The sequence below is a fragment of the Pseudoxanthomonas sp. 134C1 genome, from assembly GCF_057773065.1.
Window position 1 is genome coordinate 100,549 of the sequence record NZ_JBYMTH010000009.1, and the last position, 17,825, is coordinate 118,373.

17 protein-coding genes are annotated in these 17,825 nt (G+C 67.2%); 9 read left to right on the forward strand and 8 right to left on the reverse strand.

Going from position 1 to position 17,825, the window contains the following annotated elements:
- Positions 1-2 precede the first annotated feature (2 nt).
- From AC3DEZ_RS15895 to AC3DEZ_RS15915, 5 genes are all read right to left on the reverse strand, one after another.
- On the reverse strand, positions 3-2,237 hold the full coding sequence (locus tag AC3DEZ_RS15895) for a TonB-dependent hemoglobin/transferrin/lactoferrin family receptor (RefSeq protein ID WP_488389083.1): 2,235 nt from the start codon (positions 2,235-2,237) through the stop codon (positions 3-5).
- Positions 2,238-2,425: 188 nt separating this feature from the next.
- The gene (gene hemP / locus AC3DEZ_RS15900; RefSeq protein WP_447104829.1) at positions 2,426-2,629 is read right to left on the reverse strand and encodes a hemin uptake protein HemP; all 204 of its coding nucleotides are present in this window, start codon (positions 2,627-2,629) and stop codon (positions 2,426-2,428) included.
- A gap of 106 nt (positions 2,630-2,735) precedes the next feature.
- A complete protein-coding gene (locus AC3DEZ_RS15905) occupies positions 2,736-3,506 on the reverse strand; it encodes an ABC transporter permease (RefSeq protein ID WP_488389084.1) in 771 nt (256 codons plus the stop codon).
- Entirely contained in the window at positions 3,503-4,420 is a 918-nt protein-coding gene (locus tag AC3DEZ_RS15910) for an ABC transporter ATP-binding protein (protein ID WP_488389085.1), read from the reverse strand. The genes AC3DEZ_RS15905 and AC3DEZ_RS15910 overlap by 4 nt, the downstream gene beginning before the upstream one ends.
- A 209-nt stretch (positions 4,421-4,629) precedes the next feature.
- Complete coding sequence (locus tag AC3DEZ_RS15915) at positions 4,630-5,601, reverse strand: potassium channel beta subunit family protein (RefSeq protein WP_488389086.1); 972 nt, start codon at positions 5,599-5,601, stop codon at positions 4,630-4,632.
- A 157-nt stretch (positions 5,602-5,758) separates the two neighbouring features.
- Here AC3DEZ_RS15915 and AC3DEZ_RS15920 point away from each other — a divergent pair, with 157 nt between their 5' ends.
- The 3 genes from AC3DEZ_RS15920 to AC3DEZ_RS15930 all read left to right on the forward strand — a co-directional run bounded on the left by AC3DEZ_RS15920 (position 5,759) and on the right by AC3DEZ_RS15930 (position 8,880).
- Complete coding sequence (locus AC3DEZ_RS15920; protein WP_488389087.1) at positions 5,759-6,445, forward strand: TMEM165/GDT1 family protein; 687 nt, start codon at positions 5,759-5,761, stop codon at positions 6,443-6,445.
- 95 nt (positions 6,446-6,540) lie between these two features.
- Positions 6,541-7,839, forward strand: coding sequence for a NupC/NupG family nucleoside CNT transporter (locus AC3DEZ_RS15925; protein WP_488389088.1), 1,299 nt, complete (start codon positions 6,541-6,543; stop codon positions 7,837-7,839).
- A gap of 75 nt (positions 7,840-7,914) precedes the next feature.
- Positions 7,915-8,880, forward strand: coding sequence for a ribokinase (locus AC3DEZ_RS15930; protein WP_488389089.1), 966 nt, complete (start codon positions 7,915-7,917; stop codon positions 8,878-8,880).
- Between the two features lie 161 nt (positions 8,881-9,041).
- Here AC3DEZ_RS15930 and AC3DEZ_RS15935 read toward each other — a convergent pair whose 3' ends face one another.
- The 3 genes from AC3DEZ_RS15935 to AC3DEZ_RS15945 form a co-directional block, all read right to left on the reverse strand.
- Complete coding sequence (locus AC3DEZ_RS15935; protein ID WP_488389090.1) at positions 9,042-9,764, reverse strand: lysozyme inhibitor LprI family protein; 723 nt, start codon at positions 9,762-9,764, stop codon at positions 9,042-9,044.
- Positions 9,765-9,859: 95 nt separating this feature from the next.
- Positions 9,860-10,567, reverse strand: coding sequence for a hypothetical protein (locus tag AC3DEZ_RS15940; RefSeq protein ID WP_488389091.1), 708 nt, complete (start codon positions 10,565-10,567; stop codon positions 9,860-9,862).
- A complete protein-coding gene (locus tag AC3DEZ_RS15945) occupies positions 10,564-11,382 on the reverse strand; it encodes a hypothetical protein (RefSeq protein WP_488389092.1) in 819 nt (272 codons plus the stop codon). Before AC3DEZ_RS15945 ends, AC3DEZ_RS15940 begins: the two co-directional genes overlap by 4 nt.
- A 192-nt stretch (positions 11,383-11,574) precedes the next feature.
- On the opposite strand from AC3DEZ_RS15945, the gene AC3DEZ_RS15950 reads away from it, so the two are divergent.
- From AC3DEZ_RS15950 to AC3DEZ_RS15975, 6 genes are all read left to right on the forward strand, one after another.
- A complete protein-coding gene (locus AC3DEZ_RS15950; RefSeq protein ID WP_488389093.1) occupies positions 11,575-13,743 on the forward strand; it encodes a TonB-dependent receptor in 2,169 nt (722 codons plus the stop codon).
- A gap of 24 nt (positions 13,744-13,767) precedes the next feature.
- Positions 13,768-14,877 (forward strand): PepSY-associated TM helix domain-containing protein, encoded by a 1,110-nt coding sequence (locus AC3DEZ_RS15955; RefSeq protein ID WP_488389094.1) that lies wholly within the window; start codon positions 13,768-13,770, stop codon positions 14,875-14,877.
- Between the two features lie 54 nt (positions 14,878-14,931).
- Entirely contained in the window at positions 14,932-15,267 is a 336-nt protein-coding gene (locus tag AC3DEZ_RS15960) for a YegP family protein (RefSeq protein ID WP_488389095.1), read from the forward strand.
- A gap of 247 nt (positions 15,268-15,514) precedes the next feature.
- Positions 15,515-15,943 carry a hypothetical protein gene (locus tag AC3DEZ_RS15965; RefSeq protein WP_488389096.1) on the forward strand — a complete coding sequence of 143 codons (429 nt, stop codon included), beginning with the start codon at positions 15,515-15,517 and terminating at the stop codon, positions 15,941-15,943.
- Between the two features lie 38 nt (positions 15,944-15,981).
- Entirely contained in the window at positions 15,982-16,980 is a 999-nt protein-coding gene (dusB, locus tag AC3DEZ_RS15970) for a tRNA dihydrouridine synthase DusB (RefSeq protein WP_488389097.1), read from the forward strand.
- A gap of 13 nt (positions 16,981-16,993) precedes the next feature.
- A complete protein-coding gene (locus AC3DEZ_RS15975; RefSeq protein WP_488389098.1) occupies positions 16,994-17,818 on the forward strand; it encodes a class I SAM-dependent methyltransferase in 825 nt (274 codons plus the stop codon).
- Positions 17,819-17,825: the final 7 nt, after the last annotated feature.

Below are 17,825 nucleotides of genomic sequence, written 5' to 3' on the forward strand. Positions count from 1 at the left end.
GGCTACCAGCTCACCGCGAAGCTGGCCGACACGGTCCGGCCCGGCGCGGTGTAGCGATCCAGCGTGTTGCGCGGAACCGCGACCATCGCCAGATCGCCAGCATCGAAGTAGCGGCGATCGCCCAGGTTGAATACACCCAGGTTGAACTTCGCGCCGGGCGCGAATTCCCAGTGCGCGAACAGATCCAGCACGCCATAGCCGCCCGGTCGATAGATGTTGTCGCCCGACGCGCGCGTCTTGTGGCCGACAAAACGACCCGCCAGCTCCACACCCCACTGCGCCTGGTCGTAGGCCAGGCCCAGCGCCGCGGTCAGCGGATCCACGCTGTCGAGCCAGGTATCGTTGGTCTTGTCCTTGCCGCGCGACCAGGCCGCCGAACCGCGCATCGACCAGCCGTCCCAGGCCGGCGACAGCGCGCCGAGGTCGACGCCCGCCTTCACTTCGGCGCCATGGATCTCGGCTTCGGCAATGTTCTGGGACTGGAATACCATCAATCCTTCGGCATTGGTGCCGATGTTGCGGTTGGACTCGATGAAATCGTCGTAGCGGTTGTAGTAGCCGGACAGGCTGGCGTACACCGCGTCTCCGGAGAAGCGCAGACCCAGTTCCACGCCGTCGCTGGTTTCGGGTTTCAGGTCGGGATTGGCGATGGCGGTATAGCCGAACTGGACGTTGGTGAAGCCGATGTTGACGTCGTTGTAGGGCGGCGAGCGGAAGCCGCGCGCATAGCCGCCGAACAGCGACCATGCATCGTTGAAGTGCCAGACCATGCCGAACTTGGGCGACACGCTGGTTTCGTTGAGGCTCACCGCGCGCACGCCGGGGTTGTCCTCGGCGAAGATGTTGTCGACCTTCGGCTTGAGCCGGTAGTGATCCACGCGCAGGCCCGGCACCAGGCGCAGGCGGCCATCGGCCAGCGCGATCTCGTCCTGCACGTACAGTGCGCCCACCGTGGTTTCGCTGTTGGGGAAATCGCGCACGGGGAAGGTGTCCGGCGCCATCACCGGCGTGGTCACGCCGGTGAGCGGGAAGGTACGCACGCCATCGCGCTTCTGGCGGGTGCGGGTCCAGGCCAGATCCACGCCATAGCTCAGGTCATGCCGGGCCGCGCCGGTTTCGAAATGCTTGCGGAAGTTCGCCTGCAGGCCGTGGGTGCGCTGGTCGAAATTGAACACGCGATCGCGGATGTCACGCAGGACCGGCGGCGCCAGCGTGCGTTCCTCGTGGGTGTGCTGCGTGGTTTCGCTGTCCTGCCGATAGATCTGCCAGTCCAGGCTGTCGGCGAAACCGGCATCCAGGCCATCCCACTCATGCGCCAGCGACAGGCGCGCGCGGGTCTGCCGATCACGGGCGCTGACCGCGGTGTTGGTGGCGCGGGTCGCCGACTGGAAGCCTAGCGCATTGAGCAGATCGGTGTCGGCGTTGTCCTCCATGCCTTCCACCGTCAGGCGGAAGCGGTGCTGCTCGTTCGGCGCGAACACCAGACGGGTCAACAGGCTGCGGCCATCGCGTTCCTGCGGGTTGGGCTGGGTGCGATTTCCGCCTTCGCCGCCGACGCGCCCCATGTTCTCGGTTTCCTTCCCTTGACGATGGCCGACCACGGCCAGGCCGCTCCAACGCTCGCCGCCGAAGGCGGCGGTGGCGCTTCCGAACAGGCCTTTCCAGTCGCCTTCGTACCCCAGCTTCAGGCCGAAGTAGGCGTCCTTGCCATCCCCCAGGTAATCGGAGGGATCCTTGGTGATGAACGACACCACGCCACCGAGGGCGTCGGAGCCGTAAAGCGAACTCGACGGTCCACGAACGATTTCGACCCGCTTGATCGTATCGAGGTCGATCAGGTTGCGGCCCGCATTGGAAAAACTGCCGATCGAGAACGCATCGGAAACGGCGATGCCGTCGGTCTGGATGCGCACGCGGTTGCCATCCAGGCCGCGGATGCGGAATCCGCCCATGCCGAACCGGCCGAAACTCGAAGTGACGCTGACACCCGGCTCGTAGCGCACCAGATCCTTGATGTCGCGCACCAGGTGATCATCCATCTGCTCGCGATCGATCACGCTGACGGTGTTGGGGACGTCGGCGATCTCGCGTTCGCTGCGCGTCGCGGTGACCTGGATGCGTTCGAATTCGCGGGTGGGCGCTGTGCCGGCGGATGCGGCGTCGGCAGGCGTTTCCGCCTGGGCCATGCTTGCGCAGGCCAGCCACAATGCGGAGGTAAGCAGGGTTGGACGGATCATCGGGGTACGGCAGTCCTTGTTCGGTTTCCCGGCGCGCACGCGTGCGCACCGTTGGTGGAAGGAAACCTGGAAGGCTGGCGGGCCGGTCGAACCGATGGCTGGCGCCCAGGTGGAGAGAGAAGGTCACCACCGCGGCGGCGCGCCCCGTCGGGGAGAGAGCGCGTTGGGGCGCGACCGCGGCGGCGGTGTTACTTGGTCAGGATCAGCTTGTCGTTGCTGGTATGGCGCAGGCGATAGATCTTGTCGCCGTGGCGGATCAGGACTTCGCGCTGGCCCTTGAGCAGGACATGGCTGTCCAGCGGTTCCTCGGGGCTCACGGCCGGCCGCGCCGGCAGGCGATCACGCAGGGACAGGGGTTCGACGTTCGGCAGTGAAGTGACGTTCGAGATCATGGTGGTGGCTCCGGGTCGGGCCACTCAAATGATAATGATTCTCATTGTCTAGTCAAATCTTTTTTTCAAGTCCCGGCCACACCCCGTTTTCCTCAGGGAAGCCGGCTCAGGCGTATTCGCGGCGCAGGAAGTCCCACAACCCCAGGGCGACCGCGGCCAGGCCGCCGGCCAGGCCGGCCACGGCCACCTGTCCCATCAATTCGCCCTGCCCGGCGAACACCTGCATCGGCAGGGTCCACGGGTACCAGGGGCCGAAGCGGGCCGATTGCCCGATCAGGAACCCGGCCACGGTCGCGGTCATGCCGGTGGCGACCGCGACGGTGAAACTGGTCCAGCGCAGGGCGATCCACAGGTGCAAACCGATCATGCAGCCCGACGCGGCGAAGACGACCAGCGCGCGCACAGCGAGGAATGTCCACGGCACCGCGCCACCGATGCCCAGCGGGTTGCGCACCTGCATCAACACCCATCCACCCAGCGGAATCAGGACCACCAGCACCAGCGTCGCCAGCGCCACCATTCCGACCAGGATGGTCAACTTGCCCAGATAGTGCGCGCCGCGCGGCAACGGCAGGGCGAGCAGATGCTTCCATTGCCGCTCCCCGTGCTCCAGTCCGGCGAGCAGCGCCGATTGCAGAGTCACGTACAGCGGCAGCATCAGGAACGCCCACAGCAGCATCACACCCTGGATGAACCGCTCCCACGCCAGCGCCGGCGTCGCCAGGGGCTGTCCGCCCTTGCTCAACAGCAGTTGCAGCACCGACAGCAACACGACCAGGCCGGGCGCGATGAAGCACAGGCGCAGCGCCAGGGTGCCTTTCAGTTTCAGCGATTCCGCGGAGACCGCGCGCAGGCTCGCGATGACGATGTCATTCATGCCGCCAGCTCCCCGGGCAGATCGCCGGTCAGGGCGAAGAAAAGCGACTCCAGCGAAACCGCCTCGCGCGCCAGGTGGGAAACTCCAATCCGGCAGCCGACCAGCAGACGGTTGATGTCCTGCTCGCTGCGCGGCCCGAGGTGGACTTTCAGGCCCTCCGCGTCGATGTCGCTGATCCGCTCGCCGACCTGGCGCAGCGTCTCCGCCGCCTGCGCCGGATCATCGCAACGGATCTGCAGGCGCGGGCGCGCACGCGCGCGCAGTTCTTCCAGCCGCCCTTCGAAACGCAGATGCCCCGCCTGCAAGACACCGACGTGGCTGGCAATCAATTCGATCTCGCTGAGCAGGTGGCTGGATACGAACACCGTGATGCCCTGCCGGGCCAGTTCGCGCAGCAGGCGGCGCATGTCGAGGATGCCCGCGGGATCGAGACCATTGCTGGGTTCATCCAGGATCAACAAGCCGGGAGAAGGCATCAGGCTCAGCGCCAGCGCCAGCCGTTGGCGCATGCCCAGCGAGTACTCGCGCACGCGCCGGTCGCCGGCTTCATGCAACCCGGTCAGCTCCAGCACTTCGTCGATGCGCGCGCGCGGCAGATCCACCAGCCGCCGGGTCACTTCCAGATTCTGGCGTCCACTCAGATGCGGATACAGGGAAGGTGATTCGACCAGCGCTCCCACCCTGGCCAGCACCCGGCGATCGTTGCGCGCCAGCGACTGGCCGAACAGTTCGACCCGCCCCTGATCCGGCTGCAGCAGGCCAAGCATGAGGCGCACCGTGGTGGTCTTGCCGGCGCCGTTGGGGCCAAGGAAGCCATAGACGGTTCCCTCGGGCACGTTCAGATTGAGCGAGTGCACGCCGAATCCGCCTGGGAAGCGGCGTTGCAGCTCGAAGGTCTGGATGGCGTAGTCCATGGCCGCTCCTGCGGATAGTGGCGCAGTATCGGCAGTGATGCGGCGCGTGCTCCCCTGCCGGGAGTCACGCCGTGTCGTTGGTCATGACCACACAAACCTGGGATGTGGCGACGTTCGACATCCCGCTGACGAGTGCGATCCCGGCTTCGGTCTGTACCTGCCCCAGCCCTCCCCGCGAACGGGGGATGGGGCGATGCGCTTGTCCGTTGTCAGCTGGCGGCGGCGCCGAGCCGTTCCCACACGGTGTCGTCGTAGCGTTGCGCCAGCTCGATGGCCGTCAGATTCTGCTGCAGTTGTTCGATGCGACTCGCACCGGTGATCACGGTGGAGACATGCGGATTGCGCAGGCACCAGGCGATCGCCAGCGGCGCCGGCGCTTCGCCGAGTTCGACCGCCAGCGCCGTGAACCGGCGCGCGCGCTCCAGCTTGCGATCACCGGTGGTGCCGATCACCATGCGCTGCAACTCCTCGTTGCCGGCATGCCCCAGGCGGGTGTCGCCCGGAATGCCGTCGTTGTATTTGCCGGTCAGCAGGCCGGAGGCCAACGGCGACCAGACGGTGGTACCCAGTCCCAGTTCGGCGTACAGCGGCGCGTACTCGAGCTCGACCCGCTGCCGCCGCAACAGGTTGTACTGCGGCTGCTCCATGGTCGGGGCGTGCAGGTGGTGCTGGCGGGCGATGCGGGCGGCTTCCCTGATCTGCACCGCCGACCATTCCGAAGTGCCCCAATACAGCACCTTGCCCTGACGGATCAGTGCGTCCATCGCCCAGACCGTTTCCTCGATCGGCGTTTCCGGATCGGGACGGTGGCAGAAGAACAGATCCAGATAGTCGACCTGCAGCCGCGCGAGCGCCGCATGGCAGGCGTCGGTGACGTGCTTGCGCGAAAGCCCGCGCTGGGTCGGACCGGGATCTTCGGCCGAACCGAAGAACACCTTGCTGGAGACGCAGTAGCCATCGCGTGGCAGGCCCAGGTCGCGCAGCGCCTGGCCCATCACCGTTTCCGAAGCGCCGTGGGCATAGCTTTCGGCGTTGTCGAAGAAATTGACGCCATGGTCCCAGGCGCAGGCCAGCAGGTCGCGCGCGCCTTCCCGGCCGACGCGATCACCGAAGGTCACCCAACTGCCGAACGACAGCGCCGACAACTGCAATCCGGAGGTTCCCAGGCGGCGATAGTGCATGGACGGCGACCTCGCGTGAACGCGCAAATGAGAACAGTTTACGCCCGCGCCCGCGGGCCTCCGCTAGAATGCGCGCACTTACCTCCGGGGAGTAGCCCGTCCGCCACGCGCGGATACCCTGCATCAACACACTTGGCGGCACGCCATGGTGCGGGGGATGAAGCCAGAGGCTTCATCGGGCAAGACCGAAGGCAAGCGCGACGCGACCCGGGCCGGGCTGCGTGCGTTTGCCTTCGCGTCCACGCGAAGCCCGGCCCCGGAGTTCCTGATGTTGCTGTCGTTCCAGGCCCTGCTGGTCTCCACCGGCACGGTCGCGCTCGCCGAGATCGGCGACAAGACCCAACTGCTTGCCCTGTTGCTGGCCGCGCGCTATCGCAAGCCCTGGCCGATTGCCTGGGGCATCCTTGCCGCGACCCTGGTCAACCATGCCATTTCCGCCTGGCTCGGCGCCGAACTGACCCGCTGGCTGTCGCCGGAAGTGCTGCGCTGGATCGTGGCCGCAAGCTTCCTGGCGGTTGCGCTGTGGACGCTCAAGCCGGACAAGCTCGACGAGGACAAGGAAAAGCTGCCGGCCTACGGCGCGTTCGTGGCGACCACGATCGCCTTCTTCCTGGCCGAAATCGGCGACAAGACCCAGGTGGCCACGGTACTGCTGGGCACCCGCTACGACCCGCTGTGGCAGGTCATCGCCGGCACCACCCTGGGCATGCTGGTGGCCAACCTGCCGGTGGTGTGGCTCGGCCATCGCTTCGCCGATCGCCTGCCGCTGAAGCTGGCCCGCACGGTCGCGGCGCTGCTTTTCCTGGGGCTGGCCGCGTGGGTGGCCTGCTTCGGGGTCGGCTGAACGCGGCGTTTCCCCCGCCCGGTTCAGGCAGGCCGGGCGGGCCGGCCTGCTAGACTGCCCGCCTTTGAACGACGCTGGGTTGTCTGGGGGATTGCATGGTGGAAGCTCTGGGGCGGATTGGCTTCGGCCTGTTCGGCCTGGCGGTACTGATCGGTATCGCCTGGCTGTTCTCGAACAATCGCCGCGCCGTCGACTGGCGGCTGGTGGTCACCGGCATCCTGCTCCAGATCGGCTTCGCCGCCATCGTCCTGCTGGTTCCCGGCGGCCGCGACGTGTTCGACTGGCTGGGCCAGGGCTTCGTGAAGGTGCTGAGCTTCGTCAATGAAGGCTCCAACTTCATCTTCGGCGGCCTGATGGACACCTCCAAGGTCGGCTTCATCTTCGCCTTCCAGGTGTTGCCCACCATCATTTTCTTCTCCGCGCTGATGGGCGTGCTCTATCACCTGGGCGTGATGCAGGCCGTGGTGCGGGGGATGGCCTGGGCGATCACCAAGGTGATGAAGGTGTCCGGCGCTGAAACCACCAGCGTCTGCGCCAGCGTGTTCATCGGCCAGACCGAGGCGCCGCTGACCGTGCGCCCGTACATCCCGCGGATGACCGAATCCGAACTGATCACCATGATGATCGGCGGCATGGCCCACATCGCCGGCGGCGTGCTGGCGGCCTACGTGGGCATGCTGGGCGGCAGTGATCCGGTCCAGCAGGCGTTCTATGCAAAGCACCTGCTGGCAGCCTCGATCATGGCCGCGCCCGCCACCCTCGTCGTGGCCAAGCTGCTGATTCCCGAAACCGGCACGCCGCTGACCCGCGGCACCGTCAAGATGGAAGTGGAGAAGACCACCAGCAACGTCATCGATGCGGCCGCGGCCGGTGCCGGCGACGGCCTGCGCCTGGCGCTGAACATCGGCGCGATGCTGCTGGCCTTCATCGCCCTGATCGCGCTGCTCAACGCCCCGCTGACCTGGCTGGGCGAAATCAGCGGTCTGCAGGCGATGCTGGGCAAGCCGACCAACCTGTCCACCCTGCTGGGCTATCTGCTCGCCCCGATCGCCTGGGTGATCGGCACGCCGTGGACGGATGCCACCACCGTGGGCTCGCTGATCGGCCAGAAGGTCGTGATCAACGAGTTCGTCGCCTATACCGAACTGGCCAAGGTCGTGAACGGCCAGGTGCCGGGCATGATGCTGAGCGACGAAGGCCGCCTGATAGCGACCTACGCGCTGTGCGGTTTCGCCAATTTCAGTTCGATCGCGATCCAGATCGGCGGCATCGGCGGCCTTGCGCCGGAGCGCCGCGCCGACCTGGCCCGCTTCGGCCTGCGCGCCGTGCTGGGTGGTTCCATCGCCACCTTCATGACCGCCACGATTGCCGGCGTGCTGACCCACTTCGGCTGATCCCGTCCACGCTTCCTCCCACCGCCGGCGCGCTCGCGCCAGCGGCCCCGCCCCCACCTGCTGCCGATCACCTCCATGTCCACCGTCACCCTCGTCGGTTCCTTCAATGTCGATCATGTCTGGCGCTGCGATCAGCTGCCGGCGCCGGGCGCCACCATCGCCGGCCGCTACGACACCGGCCCGGGCGGCAAGGGTTTCAACCAGGCCATCGCTTCGGCGCGCGCTGGCGCGGACACGCGCTTCGTCTGCGCGCTGGGCCAGGACGCCGGCGGGCAACTGGCACGCGGGCTTGCCGCCGACAATGGCGTGACCCTGCGGGCGCAGGCTTCCGGCGAACCCACTGGCACCGCAGGCATCTACGTGGATGCGATGGGACGCAACACCATCGTGATCGGCGCGGGCGCCAACGCCGAACTGTCGGTCGATTTCGTCGATGCGCAACGCGATGTGGTGACCGACTCCGGTGCCCTGCTGGTGCAACTGGAATCGCCACTGGACAGTGTGCTGGCCGCCCTGCGCATCGCCCGCGAACACGGCGTGCCCACGCTGCTCAACCCGGCGCCCGCCAACGCCGCGACCAACGCCGAACTGCTGTCGCTGGCCGACGTGCTGACACCCAACGAGACCGAGTTCGCCGCCCTGCTTGCCCGCCATGTCGGCGAGCGCATCGCGCCGGAAGACGTCGCCGCCCTGGATGGCCAGCGCCTGCACGCGCTGTGCCGCGAAGTGCTGCCGCGCGGCACCGTGGTGATCACCCTGGGCGCCACCGGCGTATTCGTTTCCCACGCGGAGGAACAGCCGCGCGGCGATGCCAAACCGTTCTATCGGCATCCGGCCGAGCCGGTCACCGCGATCGACACCACCGGCGCGGGCGACGCTTTCAATGGCGCGCTGGCCGCGTCCCTGGCGCGCACGCCCGACGCGGCGTTTGCGGAACATGTGCGCTTCGCCAATCGCTACGCGGCGTTGTCCACCGAGCATGCCGGCGCGGCACTGGCGATGCCGGTGCTCGCCCAGGTCGAGGAACGGTTCGGGAGCTGAGTCCGGCGTTCGGCGTACCGTCAGCGATCCGGAGATCCATCGAAATCCGGTGCGTACGGACGCACCGAATGGCCCGGTTGCCTTCCGTTTTCCTTTGGATCGCGCACCGCGAAGCGCCGGCCTTCCTACCTGCGGTCCCATCGTCTGGAAAGCAGGGCAATCTACGTCAGGTCCCGCGCCACGCCCCATTGAACGCGCAGTTTCCTGATTTCCCAGACGCGCTGCGCCGTGCGTTCCATCCGGCATTTCGCCCGCGCTTCGGAGCGCCACGCGACGTCACACCGTTCTTGCGTCTGCTTCAACCACGACCGTTGCGCTTCACGCAGGCCCTTGCCTGCTTCCGAGCCCGAGCCCACCGCAGACAGCGTGTGGCGGTACAGCAGGTTCAGGCGGTCATCGTAGTACTGGTACAGGAAGGCGTACGGTTGACCGGGATCCAGTACGCCCGGCAGTCGGCTCAGGTCGAAGAATTCGTCATCGTTCCCGTTGTAGAAGCCGTTGTAGCCCACCGTGAGCTCAAGAAAATGACTGCCCGGCCCACCGCCCTCATCATCAGCGTGCCACTGCAGGAGCAGGTAGTCGGTATTGCCCAGCCGGGCAAGCATGTTCGACCTCAGATTCCGCACCGTCAGATCGCTATCGCGAAGTTTTACGGCATAACAAGCGCCCCTGACGTCGACATCGTCTGGCAGCGGCGCGAGGCAGGCTCCCGACTGGATCACATCGCCACTGGATTCGTCCTCGTTGCGATCGATGAAGATCACCGCGATCAGCGCGGCGACTTCATCACCGTGACGGGCCATGTCCATCAGGTCCACCACCAGCAGGGCCTCGGCGCGAGCCGGGGCCGTGCCCGCGATCGCCGACGACAGGGCCACGGACATCGCGGCGCGCCACAGTCGGCCTCGCGACAGGCCGCGGTACCTTGTGCCCAGCGCGTGAGCGGATCGGACAAGGCGGAACTTCACGGGGAAGAACCTCATGTGAGGGGTCTGGTGGCAGGCCGCACCGAAAGCACGCACGCTCCCTCTTCTCCAGACCTGACCGCGGTCAGCCAGCGCCAGAAGCGGTCCTCCGAATGGCTGTCGTGGATGCTGGCGGTGCGGCGGACGATCACCGACGCGGTGGTGGGAACATCCAGATCCAGATCGCGCTCGACGTGCGCGCGGAAGCGCGCCGGAGGGAGGTAGTTCACGGGCGGACCATAGCCCATCGCGTAGGCGTCGGCCGCGGTCATGCCGAAGTAGTCCGGTGCGGACAGTTCCGGATAGCCCAGCGCCAGAAGGCGCAGCAGGTGCACCGGGTCATCGGCGAGCTCGCACAGCAGGCCGGGGCCTTCGGATGCTCCGACATGGACAAGGCGCTGGTGGCCCTGATCGTCCAGCCACAGGCCCGCCAGGGAACCGTCCATTCCTGTACGGGCGAACAGGACAAGACGATCCGTCACGCTTGCCCGTTCGCTGCCCGTGCATGCCTGTGTGTCTTCGACGCTCGGCACGTGCAGCGTGACCCGCGATGATCCCCGTTCCGTACCGGGATACAGCCGCGCAATCGAGCCCTTTTCCCCGGCGGTGACGAAACCGCCGGCCTCCAGCCATTCCAGTGTCTGCCTCAATACGGCCGGCATCGGATTGGCCGCCGGGAAGGCGGCGGCGAAAGAGGCCGCGAAACCGGGAACGCGCTTCATGCGAGGCTCCCCGACGCATGCGCGGGGTCGTTGACGTGCCCTTCGGGCACCCTGCCCAGACGCTCGGCCAGCTTCCGCACCTGGCCGATGAAACCGCCCTCCTCCGATTCCATGGCAAGACGGCGTGACGCGGGCACAAGGGTCAGCGCGACCGCGCTCACCGGTCCGTGAGGTGTCGAGAACCGCGCAGGAACACTGGCGGCCGGCACGCCGACCAGAACCGTCGCCAGTCCACCGGCGGAAAGCCAACCGTCCGGAAGCCCGGTCACCGCCATCTGCAGGCTGATGGCGCCATGTTCCCGCAACAGCGACAGGAACCGGCCGTGGACCACCGCGTTCTGGCTGACCTGATGGACGAGATCGAACAGCCATGACGTCGCCACGTCATCCAGCCGTCCCCGCGCTTCGGCATAGATTTCCAGGCCCAGTCCCGGCGTGACCACACGGCTCCCGGTAGCCCCGAAAGGATTGTCCGGGTCGAATGGATCGAAGGGATCCGACAGACCGTCACTGAACACCAGCGTCGTATCCGGACGGTGGATCACCCGCCATGCCTGCCGCAGCGCCGGCCAGATCGGGCCCCCGGCGAACACCGGATGCCGGGGAGGCGCCAGCGGCTGCGCATCGATCCGGCCCAGGCCGGCGAAGAACGCCTGCCGCGCACGCGCCATCGCGCTCAGCGCGGCCTCGTTGAGCCTGGGCTCCTGCGGGGTCGAGAAGGGCGAGGCCGATGCCGGCCTGGACAAGGTCGGGGTGGAGCGGAGTGACGTGGCGCCGGGTGGGTTGGCGTCCGGTTCGATGTTCCAACTGTTCATGCGGCTGCTGGGGATTCCGGGCAGGGATTCCCGGGTTTGGAGAGCCCGGGAAAAAGACCATGCCGGCCGCACTCCGGGCCATCGGAAACCTCCTAAAAGGCCTCGCCACTCCTCGCCGACACGCCCTTGTCTGATTCGTACTGATAACGCATCTCATTTACAATGGGGCGATCTTTTACTCCCCACCTCCCCATGCACGCTCTCCGTCCCCACCTGCTCGCCGTGGCCCTGCTGGCCGCCCTTCCCTCCCTTGCCCATGCCCAGGCCAGCGCGGACGCGCCGGTCGAACTGGACCGCGTCAGCGTCTCCGCCAGCACCAGCCGCATCCCCGACTCCGCCGCCGCGCTGCCGAACACCATCACCGTGATCGACAAGGCGCAGCTGGATCAGCAGCTGGCCGTGACCCAGGATCTGTCGCAGGTGCTGGCCAACCTGATTCCGTCCTTCACGCCCTCGCGGCAGAAGCTCACCAACGCCGGCGAGAACCTGCGCGGACGCAAGCCGCTGTATCTGGTGGACGGCGTGCCCCAGTCCACGCCGCTGCGCGAGGGCGGCCGCGACGGCCACACCATCGATCCGGCGATGATCGAACGCATCGAGGTCATCCACGGCGCCAACGCGCTGCAGGGACTGGGCGCCTCCGGCGGCATCATCAACATCATCACCAAGCGCGCGCCGCGCAAGGATGGCGATCGTTTCCATGACGTGTCCGTCGGCGCCAGCACCGCGCTGCCGCATGAGAGCGACAGCGCCGGTTACCGAGCCTCGTACGTGTTCGGCATGCGCGAAGGCGCGTTCGACTTCGTCGGCGGCGCCTCCTACGCCAGCGAGGGCCTGTACTACGACGGTGACGGCCACGCGATCGCCGTCAACGACGTGCAGGGCGATCTGATGGACGCACGCAGCCACAACCTGTTCGCCAAGGCCGGCTGGAACATCGACGGGAACCGTCGCCTGCAGCTCAGCGCCAACCGCTACGAGCTGGTGGGCAACAACGACTACGTGACGGTGAACGGCAACCCGGCCACCGGCCGACTGGCGACCTCGGTGCGCGGCAGCAAGCCCGGCGAGGGCACCCGCAACCTGTCCACCTCGCTGAGCGTGGACTACACCGACAAGGATCTGGCGGGCGGCTATCTGCAGGCGCAGCTGTACTGGGTGGACTTCAAGGGCCGCTACGGCAGCACCGATTGGGAAGACTTCTGGGGCGACGGCCGCGATCCGCACTGGTTCGATCAGTCGCAGAACCTGTCCGGGAAGCTGGGCGGCAAGTTCAGCTGGTCGCGGGGCAACCTGTTCGACCAGAACCTGCGCGTCACCCTGGGCCTGGACATCGCCCGCGACAAGACCCAGCAGGAACTGGTGCGCGCGCGCATGGCGTGGGTGCCGGAAACCATCTACGAATCCTGGTCGCCGTTCGTCCAGGCCGAGTGGTGGATGACCGAATCGCTGATGTTCACCGCCGGCCTGCGCCACGAGCGCGGCAAGCTGAAGGTGGACGACTACCTGACGGTTCCGGATCAGCGCACCAGCCCGCCGGGCGTTCACGGCACCCGCTACTTCGTCGAGGGTGGTCAACCGGAAACCCGCGAAACCATGCCCAACGCGGGCGTCGTCTGGGAGGTCACGGACACGCTGAAGCTGTACGCCTCGTATTCCGAGGGCTACACCGTCGCCGACATCGGCCGCGTCCTGCGTGGCATCAATGCGCCCAACCAGCGTGTCGACAGCCTCGTCGATCTGCAGCCGGTGATCGCCGACAACCAGGAGATCGGCCTGGACTACGACAACGGCCGCTGGCTGGTGCACCTGGCCGCCTACTGGTCGGATTCCGATTTCGGCGCGCGCCTGAACTACGACACCGCCACCCGCACCTACAAGGTCGTGCGCGAGCGCACCGAAATCAACGGCATCGACGGCAGCGTCGCCTACCAGGCCGAGAACGGCATGCGCGCCGGCGTGGCGTACGCCCGCAGCGAGGGGCGCTACGACAGCCACACGCCCAAGGATGGGCGCGTCGACAGCGACCTGCCCGGTGTCAACGTCAGTCCGGACCGCTGGACCGCGTTCTGGGAAATTCCGATGACGCCTTCGGCCGATCTGCGCCTGCAAGCCAGCCGCGCCGAGGACCGCGGCTTCAAGTTCCGCGGCGTCACCAACCCGAGCACCCGCTTCGACGGTTACACCACCGTGGATCTGCTTGGCCGCTTCCGCCTGCCGGTCGGCACGCTCAGCGTCGGCATCGAGAACCTGTTCAACGAGCAGTACGTGACCTACTACTCGCAGAGCACGCCGCGCGAGGACACCTATGTCGCCGGGCGCGGGCGCGTGCTGTCGTTGAGCTGGGCGCACCGCTTCTAAGCCGCCACGACCACAATGCCCCGCATGCCGCACCGCCAGGCCAGCACTCCATCCACGCCGCCACGCCATCGCGTGCGCGGCGCGCTGAAATGGCTGCACCTGTGGCTGGGACTGATCGTCGGCACGGTGTTCGCGCTGGTCGCGCTGAGCGGCACCGTGCTCGCCTTCCAGCGGGAAATCCTGCTCGCGCAGCATCCGGAATGGACCCGGCAGCCGCTGCCGGATGCGGACACGCAGGCGAAGGCGTTCGCGCGCCTGCTGGCCGAATGGGAGCCGCGCGGATTGCGTTCGGCGGACATTCCCAGCGCGCGCCTGCCGGTCTGGCAGGCGTATTTTCCGGACGGGGAGCGCCGCTATTTCGATCCTGCCAGCGGCGAACTGCTGCTGATCCGCAACGCCGACAACGATCCGGTGCTGTGGCTGCGCGAGCTGCACACCCACCTGCTGTACGGGGAAACCGGCGAGGATCTGCTCGGTGTGTGTGGATTGATCGCCGTATTCCTGCTGCTGTCCGGTCTGTACCTGTGGTGGCCTCGCAAGGGCGCGCTGGCCGCCAGCCTGCGCTGGCACGCCGGCCCGCCGACCCGGCGTTGGCTGAGCTTGCACCGCAGTACCGGCGCGCTGCTGTTGCCGCTGCTGCTGCTGGCGACGGTGACCGGCGTGGCGATCGTCTATCACGACGCGGTGCGGCCGGCGCTGCGCTGGAGCTTCGACGACGGTCCCGAGGTGGTGCCGCCGCCGCCGATGGTGCCGCGCGAAGCCGACGTCGACTGGGCGGCGATCCTGCGCGCCGCGCAGGCGGCGGTGAAAGGCGGGGAACTGCGACGCATTTCCCCGCCGGACGACAAGGACGCCCTGGTCACGATCCGCTACCGGGCCATCGGCGAATGGCATCCGAACGGGCGCAGCCAGGTCTGGCTCGATCCGTACACCGCCCGCGTGGTCCAGGTCCACACGGCCACCCGCCAGGGCCCCGGCGCGCGCATCGACGAGGCGATGTACCCGCTGCACGGCGGCTTCGTCGGGGGCTGGCCGTGGCAATGGGCGGTGGCGGCGTCCGGCCTGTTGCCGCCGTTCTTCCTGGTCACCGGCTTCCTGTTCTGGCGCGCGCGCCGTCGTCGCACCGTCACCTGAACTTAAGATTGCACCGCTAAGCTCGCCAGGTCATTCCACAACACGGAGAGTCCCATGGCAGGCAAGTTCGTGATCGGCAAGCGCACCAACGGCGATTTCCAGTTCAACCTGAAGGCCGGCAACGGCCAGGTCATCCTGAGCAGCCAGGGTTACGCCGACAAGGCCGGTTGCAGGAACGGCATCGATTCGGTGAAGAAGAACAGCACCGACGACGGCCGCTACGAGCGCAAGGTGTCCAGCAACAACAAGTTCTTTTTCAACCTGCTGGCCGGCAACGGGCAGGTCATCGGCACCAGCGAGATGTACGAATCCGAATCCGGCCGCGACAACGGCATCGCTTCGGTGAAGAGCAACGCGCCGGATGCCGAGGTGGTCGACGAAACCGTCTGATTTACTTCCGAGCGGCTCGATCCGTCGTTCCCGTCGACGGCGGACGGGTGCCGCAACGCCCTGCCAACGCGATATGGCACGGCGATGGCGTCGGCCTCACGCACCCCGTCCGGGACAGCGGTGAAAAAGCGGTTGTCGGCTTGACAAAAATCGTCCTCTGCTTCGTTTTTCTTCACTGCGACCTTCCGTCGCATTGAGCCCGCGCACGCGCGCTGCCAACATCGGGCTCCGATTCAGGAGACTCCCTATGGAAGGCAACAACGGGTTGCTGTTGGCCGCCATCGGCACGGCGCTCGCCGCCGCCCTGCATGTCGGCTGCATCGTTTTCGGTCCTGCCTGGTACGACGCCCTGGGCGCCGGCGAAAGGATGGTCCGATGGTCGCGCGACGGTCGATGGCAGCCGACACTCATCACCGGCGCGATCACGCTCGTGCTGGTGATCTGGACGCTGTACGCGCTGGCGGGCGCGGGAATGCTCCCCGCCCTGCCGGCCGCCCGCTTCATCCTGCCCGCGATCACCGCCCTCCTGCTGTTGCGCGGCGTGGCCGGCCTGGTCATCGCCGGACTTCGGCCCGGCTACAACGGTGTCCGTTTCTGGATCATCAGTTCGGCGGCCTGCCTGGCGCTCGGCGGGCTGTACCTGGCCGGCACCCTGCAGGCCTGGCCCCGGCTGTAGGCACACGTCCCGCGCATCCGCCGCACTACAATGTGCGCATGCGCATCGGCCCCCACCGCATCGATACCCCGGTGATCCTGGCCCCCATGGCCGGGGTCACCGACAAACCGTTCCGGCAGCTGTGCAAGCGGCTGGGCGCGGGGTTGGCGGTGTCGGAGATGACCATCAGCGACTCGCGCTTCTGGAAGACCGACAAGTCGCGCCGGCGCATGGACCACGAAGGCGAGCCGGCTCCGATCAGCGTCCAGATCGCCGGCACCGAGCCACGCCAGTTGGCCGAGGCCGCGCGCTACAACGTCGATCACGGTGCCCAGATCATCGACATCAACATGGGCTGTCCGGCCAAGAAGGTCTGCAATGCCTGGGCCGGCTCGGCGCTGATGCGTGATGAACCGCTGGTCGCGCGGATCCTGGAAGCGGTGGTCGGCGCGGTCGACGTCCCGGTGACCCTCAAGATCCGCACCGGCTGGGATTGCGATCATCGCAACGGACCGGTCATCGCCCGCATCGCCGAGGCCAGCGGCATCGCCGCGCTGGCGGTACATGGCCGTACCCGTGATCAGCAATACACCGGCCAGGCCGAGTACGACACCATCGCCACGATCAAGGCCGGACTGGGCATCCCGGTGTTCGCCAACGGCGACGTCGATTCGCCGCAGAAGGCGGCGGCGGTGCTGAAGGCCACCGGCGCGGACGCGGTGATGATCGGCCGCGCCGCGCAGGGCCGGCCATGGATCTTCCGCGAGGTGGCGCATTTCCTCGCCACCGGCGATACCCTGCCCGCGCCCGCGCTGGCCGAAGTCCGCGACGTCCTGCTCGGCCACCTGCATGCGCTGCATGCCTTCTATGGCGAAACGCAGGGTGTGCGCATCGCCCGCAAGCATCTGGGCTGGTACGCGAAGGATCGGCCCGAGAACGCCGCCTTCCGCGCGGTGGTCAATCGCGCCGAGACCGCCGAAGCGCAAATGGCGCTGACCACCGACTACTTCGACGCCCTGATCGCGGGCGTCATCCCGGAGCTGCCCGCCGCCGCCTGACCGGAGCCATGCCATGAGCGAATCCCCGTCTCCCGCCTATCTGCACGGTTTCTCTCCCGTCGAGCAGGCCCGGCTGATGAAACAGGCACGGCTGGCCGAATCCACGATCTTCAGCCGCATCGACTACACCGGCGCGCGCCGGGTGCTGGAAGTCGGCAGCGGGGTCGGCGCGCAGACCGAGATCCTGCTGCGCCGCTTCCCCGACATCCACATGACCTGCGTGGATCTGAATCCGCTGCAGCTGGAAGCCGCACGCCGCAACCTGGCGCAGATGCCCTGGTACCGGGATCGCTACGAACTGCACCAGGCCGACGCCACCAACCTGCCCTTCGAACCGCGCAGCTTCGACGCCGCGTTCCTGTGCTGGGTGCTGGAACACGTGCCCTCGCCGCAGCGCGTGCTCAACGAGGTGCGCCGCGTCCTGGCGCCCGGATCGCCCGTGTACGTGACCGAGGTGATGAACTCCTCGTTCCTGCTGCATCCCTACTCGCCCAACGTCTGGCGCTACTGGATGGCGTTCAATGACTTCCAGTACGACAACGGCGGCGATCCGTTCGTCGGCGCCAAGCTCGGCAATCTACTGCTGGCCGGCGGCTATCGCGACGTGCGGACCGAGATCAAGACCTTCCATTTCGACAACCGCGAACCGGCGCGGCGCAAGACCATGATCGCGTTCTGGGAGGAACTGCTGCTGTCGGCGTCGGACCAGTTGCTGCAGGCCGGACGGGTCACCCCGGACGTCGTCGAGGGCATGCGCCGCGAGATGAACGATGTGCAGAACGATCCGAACGCGGTGTTCTTCTACGCCTTCGTGCAGGCCAGCGCGACGGTCTACTGATTACTGA

Excerpts from the sequence above, each read along its gene's own strand:
- AC3DEZ_RS15895 (WP_488389083.1), bottom strand. The coding sequence starts at position 2,237 with ATGATCCGTCCAACCCTGCTTACCTCCGCATTGTGGCTGGCCTGCGCA.
- dusB (WP_488389097.1), top strand. The coding sequence starts at position 15,982 with ATGCGCATCGGCCCCCACCGCATCGATACCCCGGTGATCCTGGCCCCC.
- AC3DEZ_RS15905 (WP_488389084.1), bottom strand. The coding sequence starts at position 3,506 with ATGAATGACATCGTCATCGCGAGCCTGCGCGCGGTCTCCGCGGAATCG.
- AC3DEZ_RS15940 (WP_488389091.1), bottom strand. The coding sequence starts at position 10,567 with ATGAAGCGCGTTCCCGGTTTCGCGGCCTCTTTCGCCGCCGCCTTCCCG.
- AC3DEZ_RS15955 (WP_488389094.1), top strand. The coding sequence starts at position 13,768 with ATGCCGCACCGCCAGGCCAGCACTCCATCCACGCCGCCACGCCATCGC.
- AC3DEZ_RS15975 (WP_488389098.1), top strand. The coding sequence starts at position 16,994 with ATGAGCGAATCCCCGTCTCCCGCCTATCTGCACGGTTTCTCTCCCGTC.
- AC3DEZ_RS15925 (WP_488389088.1), top strand. The coding sequence starts at position 6,541 with ATGGTGGAAGCTCTGGGGCGGATTGGCTTCGGCCTGTTCGGCCTGGCG.
- AC3DEZ_RS15965 (WP_488389096.1), top strand. The coding sequence starts at position 15,515 with ATGGAAGGCAACAACGGGTTGCTGTTGGCCGCCATCGGCACGGCGCTC.
- AC3DEZ_RS15915 (WP_488389086.1), bottom strand. The coding sequence starts at position 5,601 with ATGCACTATCGCCGCCTGGGAACCTCCGGATTGCAGTTGTCGGCGCTG.
- AC3DEZ_RS15950 (WP_488389093.1), top strand. The coding sequence starts at position 11,575 with ATGCACGCTCTCCGTCCCCACCTGCTCGCCGTGGCCCTGCTGGCCGCC.
- hemP (WP_447104829.1), bottom strand. The coding sequence starts at position 2,629 with ATGATCTCGAACGTCACTTCACTGCCGAACGTCGAACCCCTGTCCCTG.
- AC3DEZ_RS15920 (WP_488389087.1), top strand. The coding sequence starts at position 5,759 with ATGAAGCCAGAGGCTTCATCGGGCAAGACCGAAGGCAAGCGCGACGCG.
- AC3DEZ_RS15910 (WP_488389085.1), bottom strand. The coding sequence starts at position 4,420 with ATGGACTACGCCATCCAGACCTTCGAGCTGCAACGCCGCTTCCCAGGC.
- AC3DEZ_RS15935 (WP_488389090.1), bottom strand. The coding sequence starts at position 9,764 with ATGTCCGTGGCCCTGTCGTCGGCGATCGCGGGCACGGCCCCGGCTCGC.
- AC3DEZ_RS15960 (WP_488389095.1), top strand. The coding sequence starts at position 14,932 with ATGGCAGGCAAGTTCGTGATCGGCAAGCGCACCAACGGCGATTTCCAG.
- AC3DEZ_RS15930 (WP_488389089.1), top strand. The coding sequence starts at position 7,915 with ATGTCCACCGTCACCCTCGTCGGTTCCTTCAATGTCGATCATGTCTGG.
- AC3DEZ_RS15945 (WP_488389092.1), bottom strand. The coding sequence starts at position 11,382 with ATGAACAGTTGGAACATCGAACCGGACGCCAACCCACCCGGCGCCACG.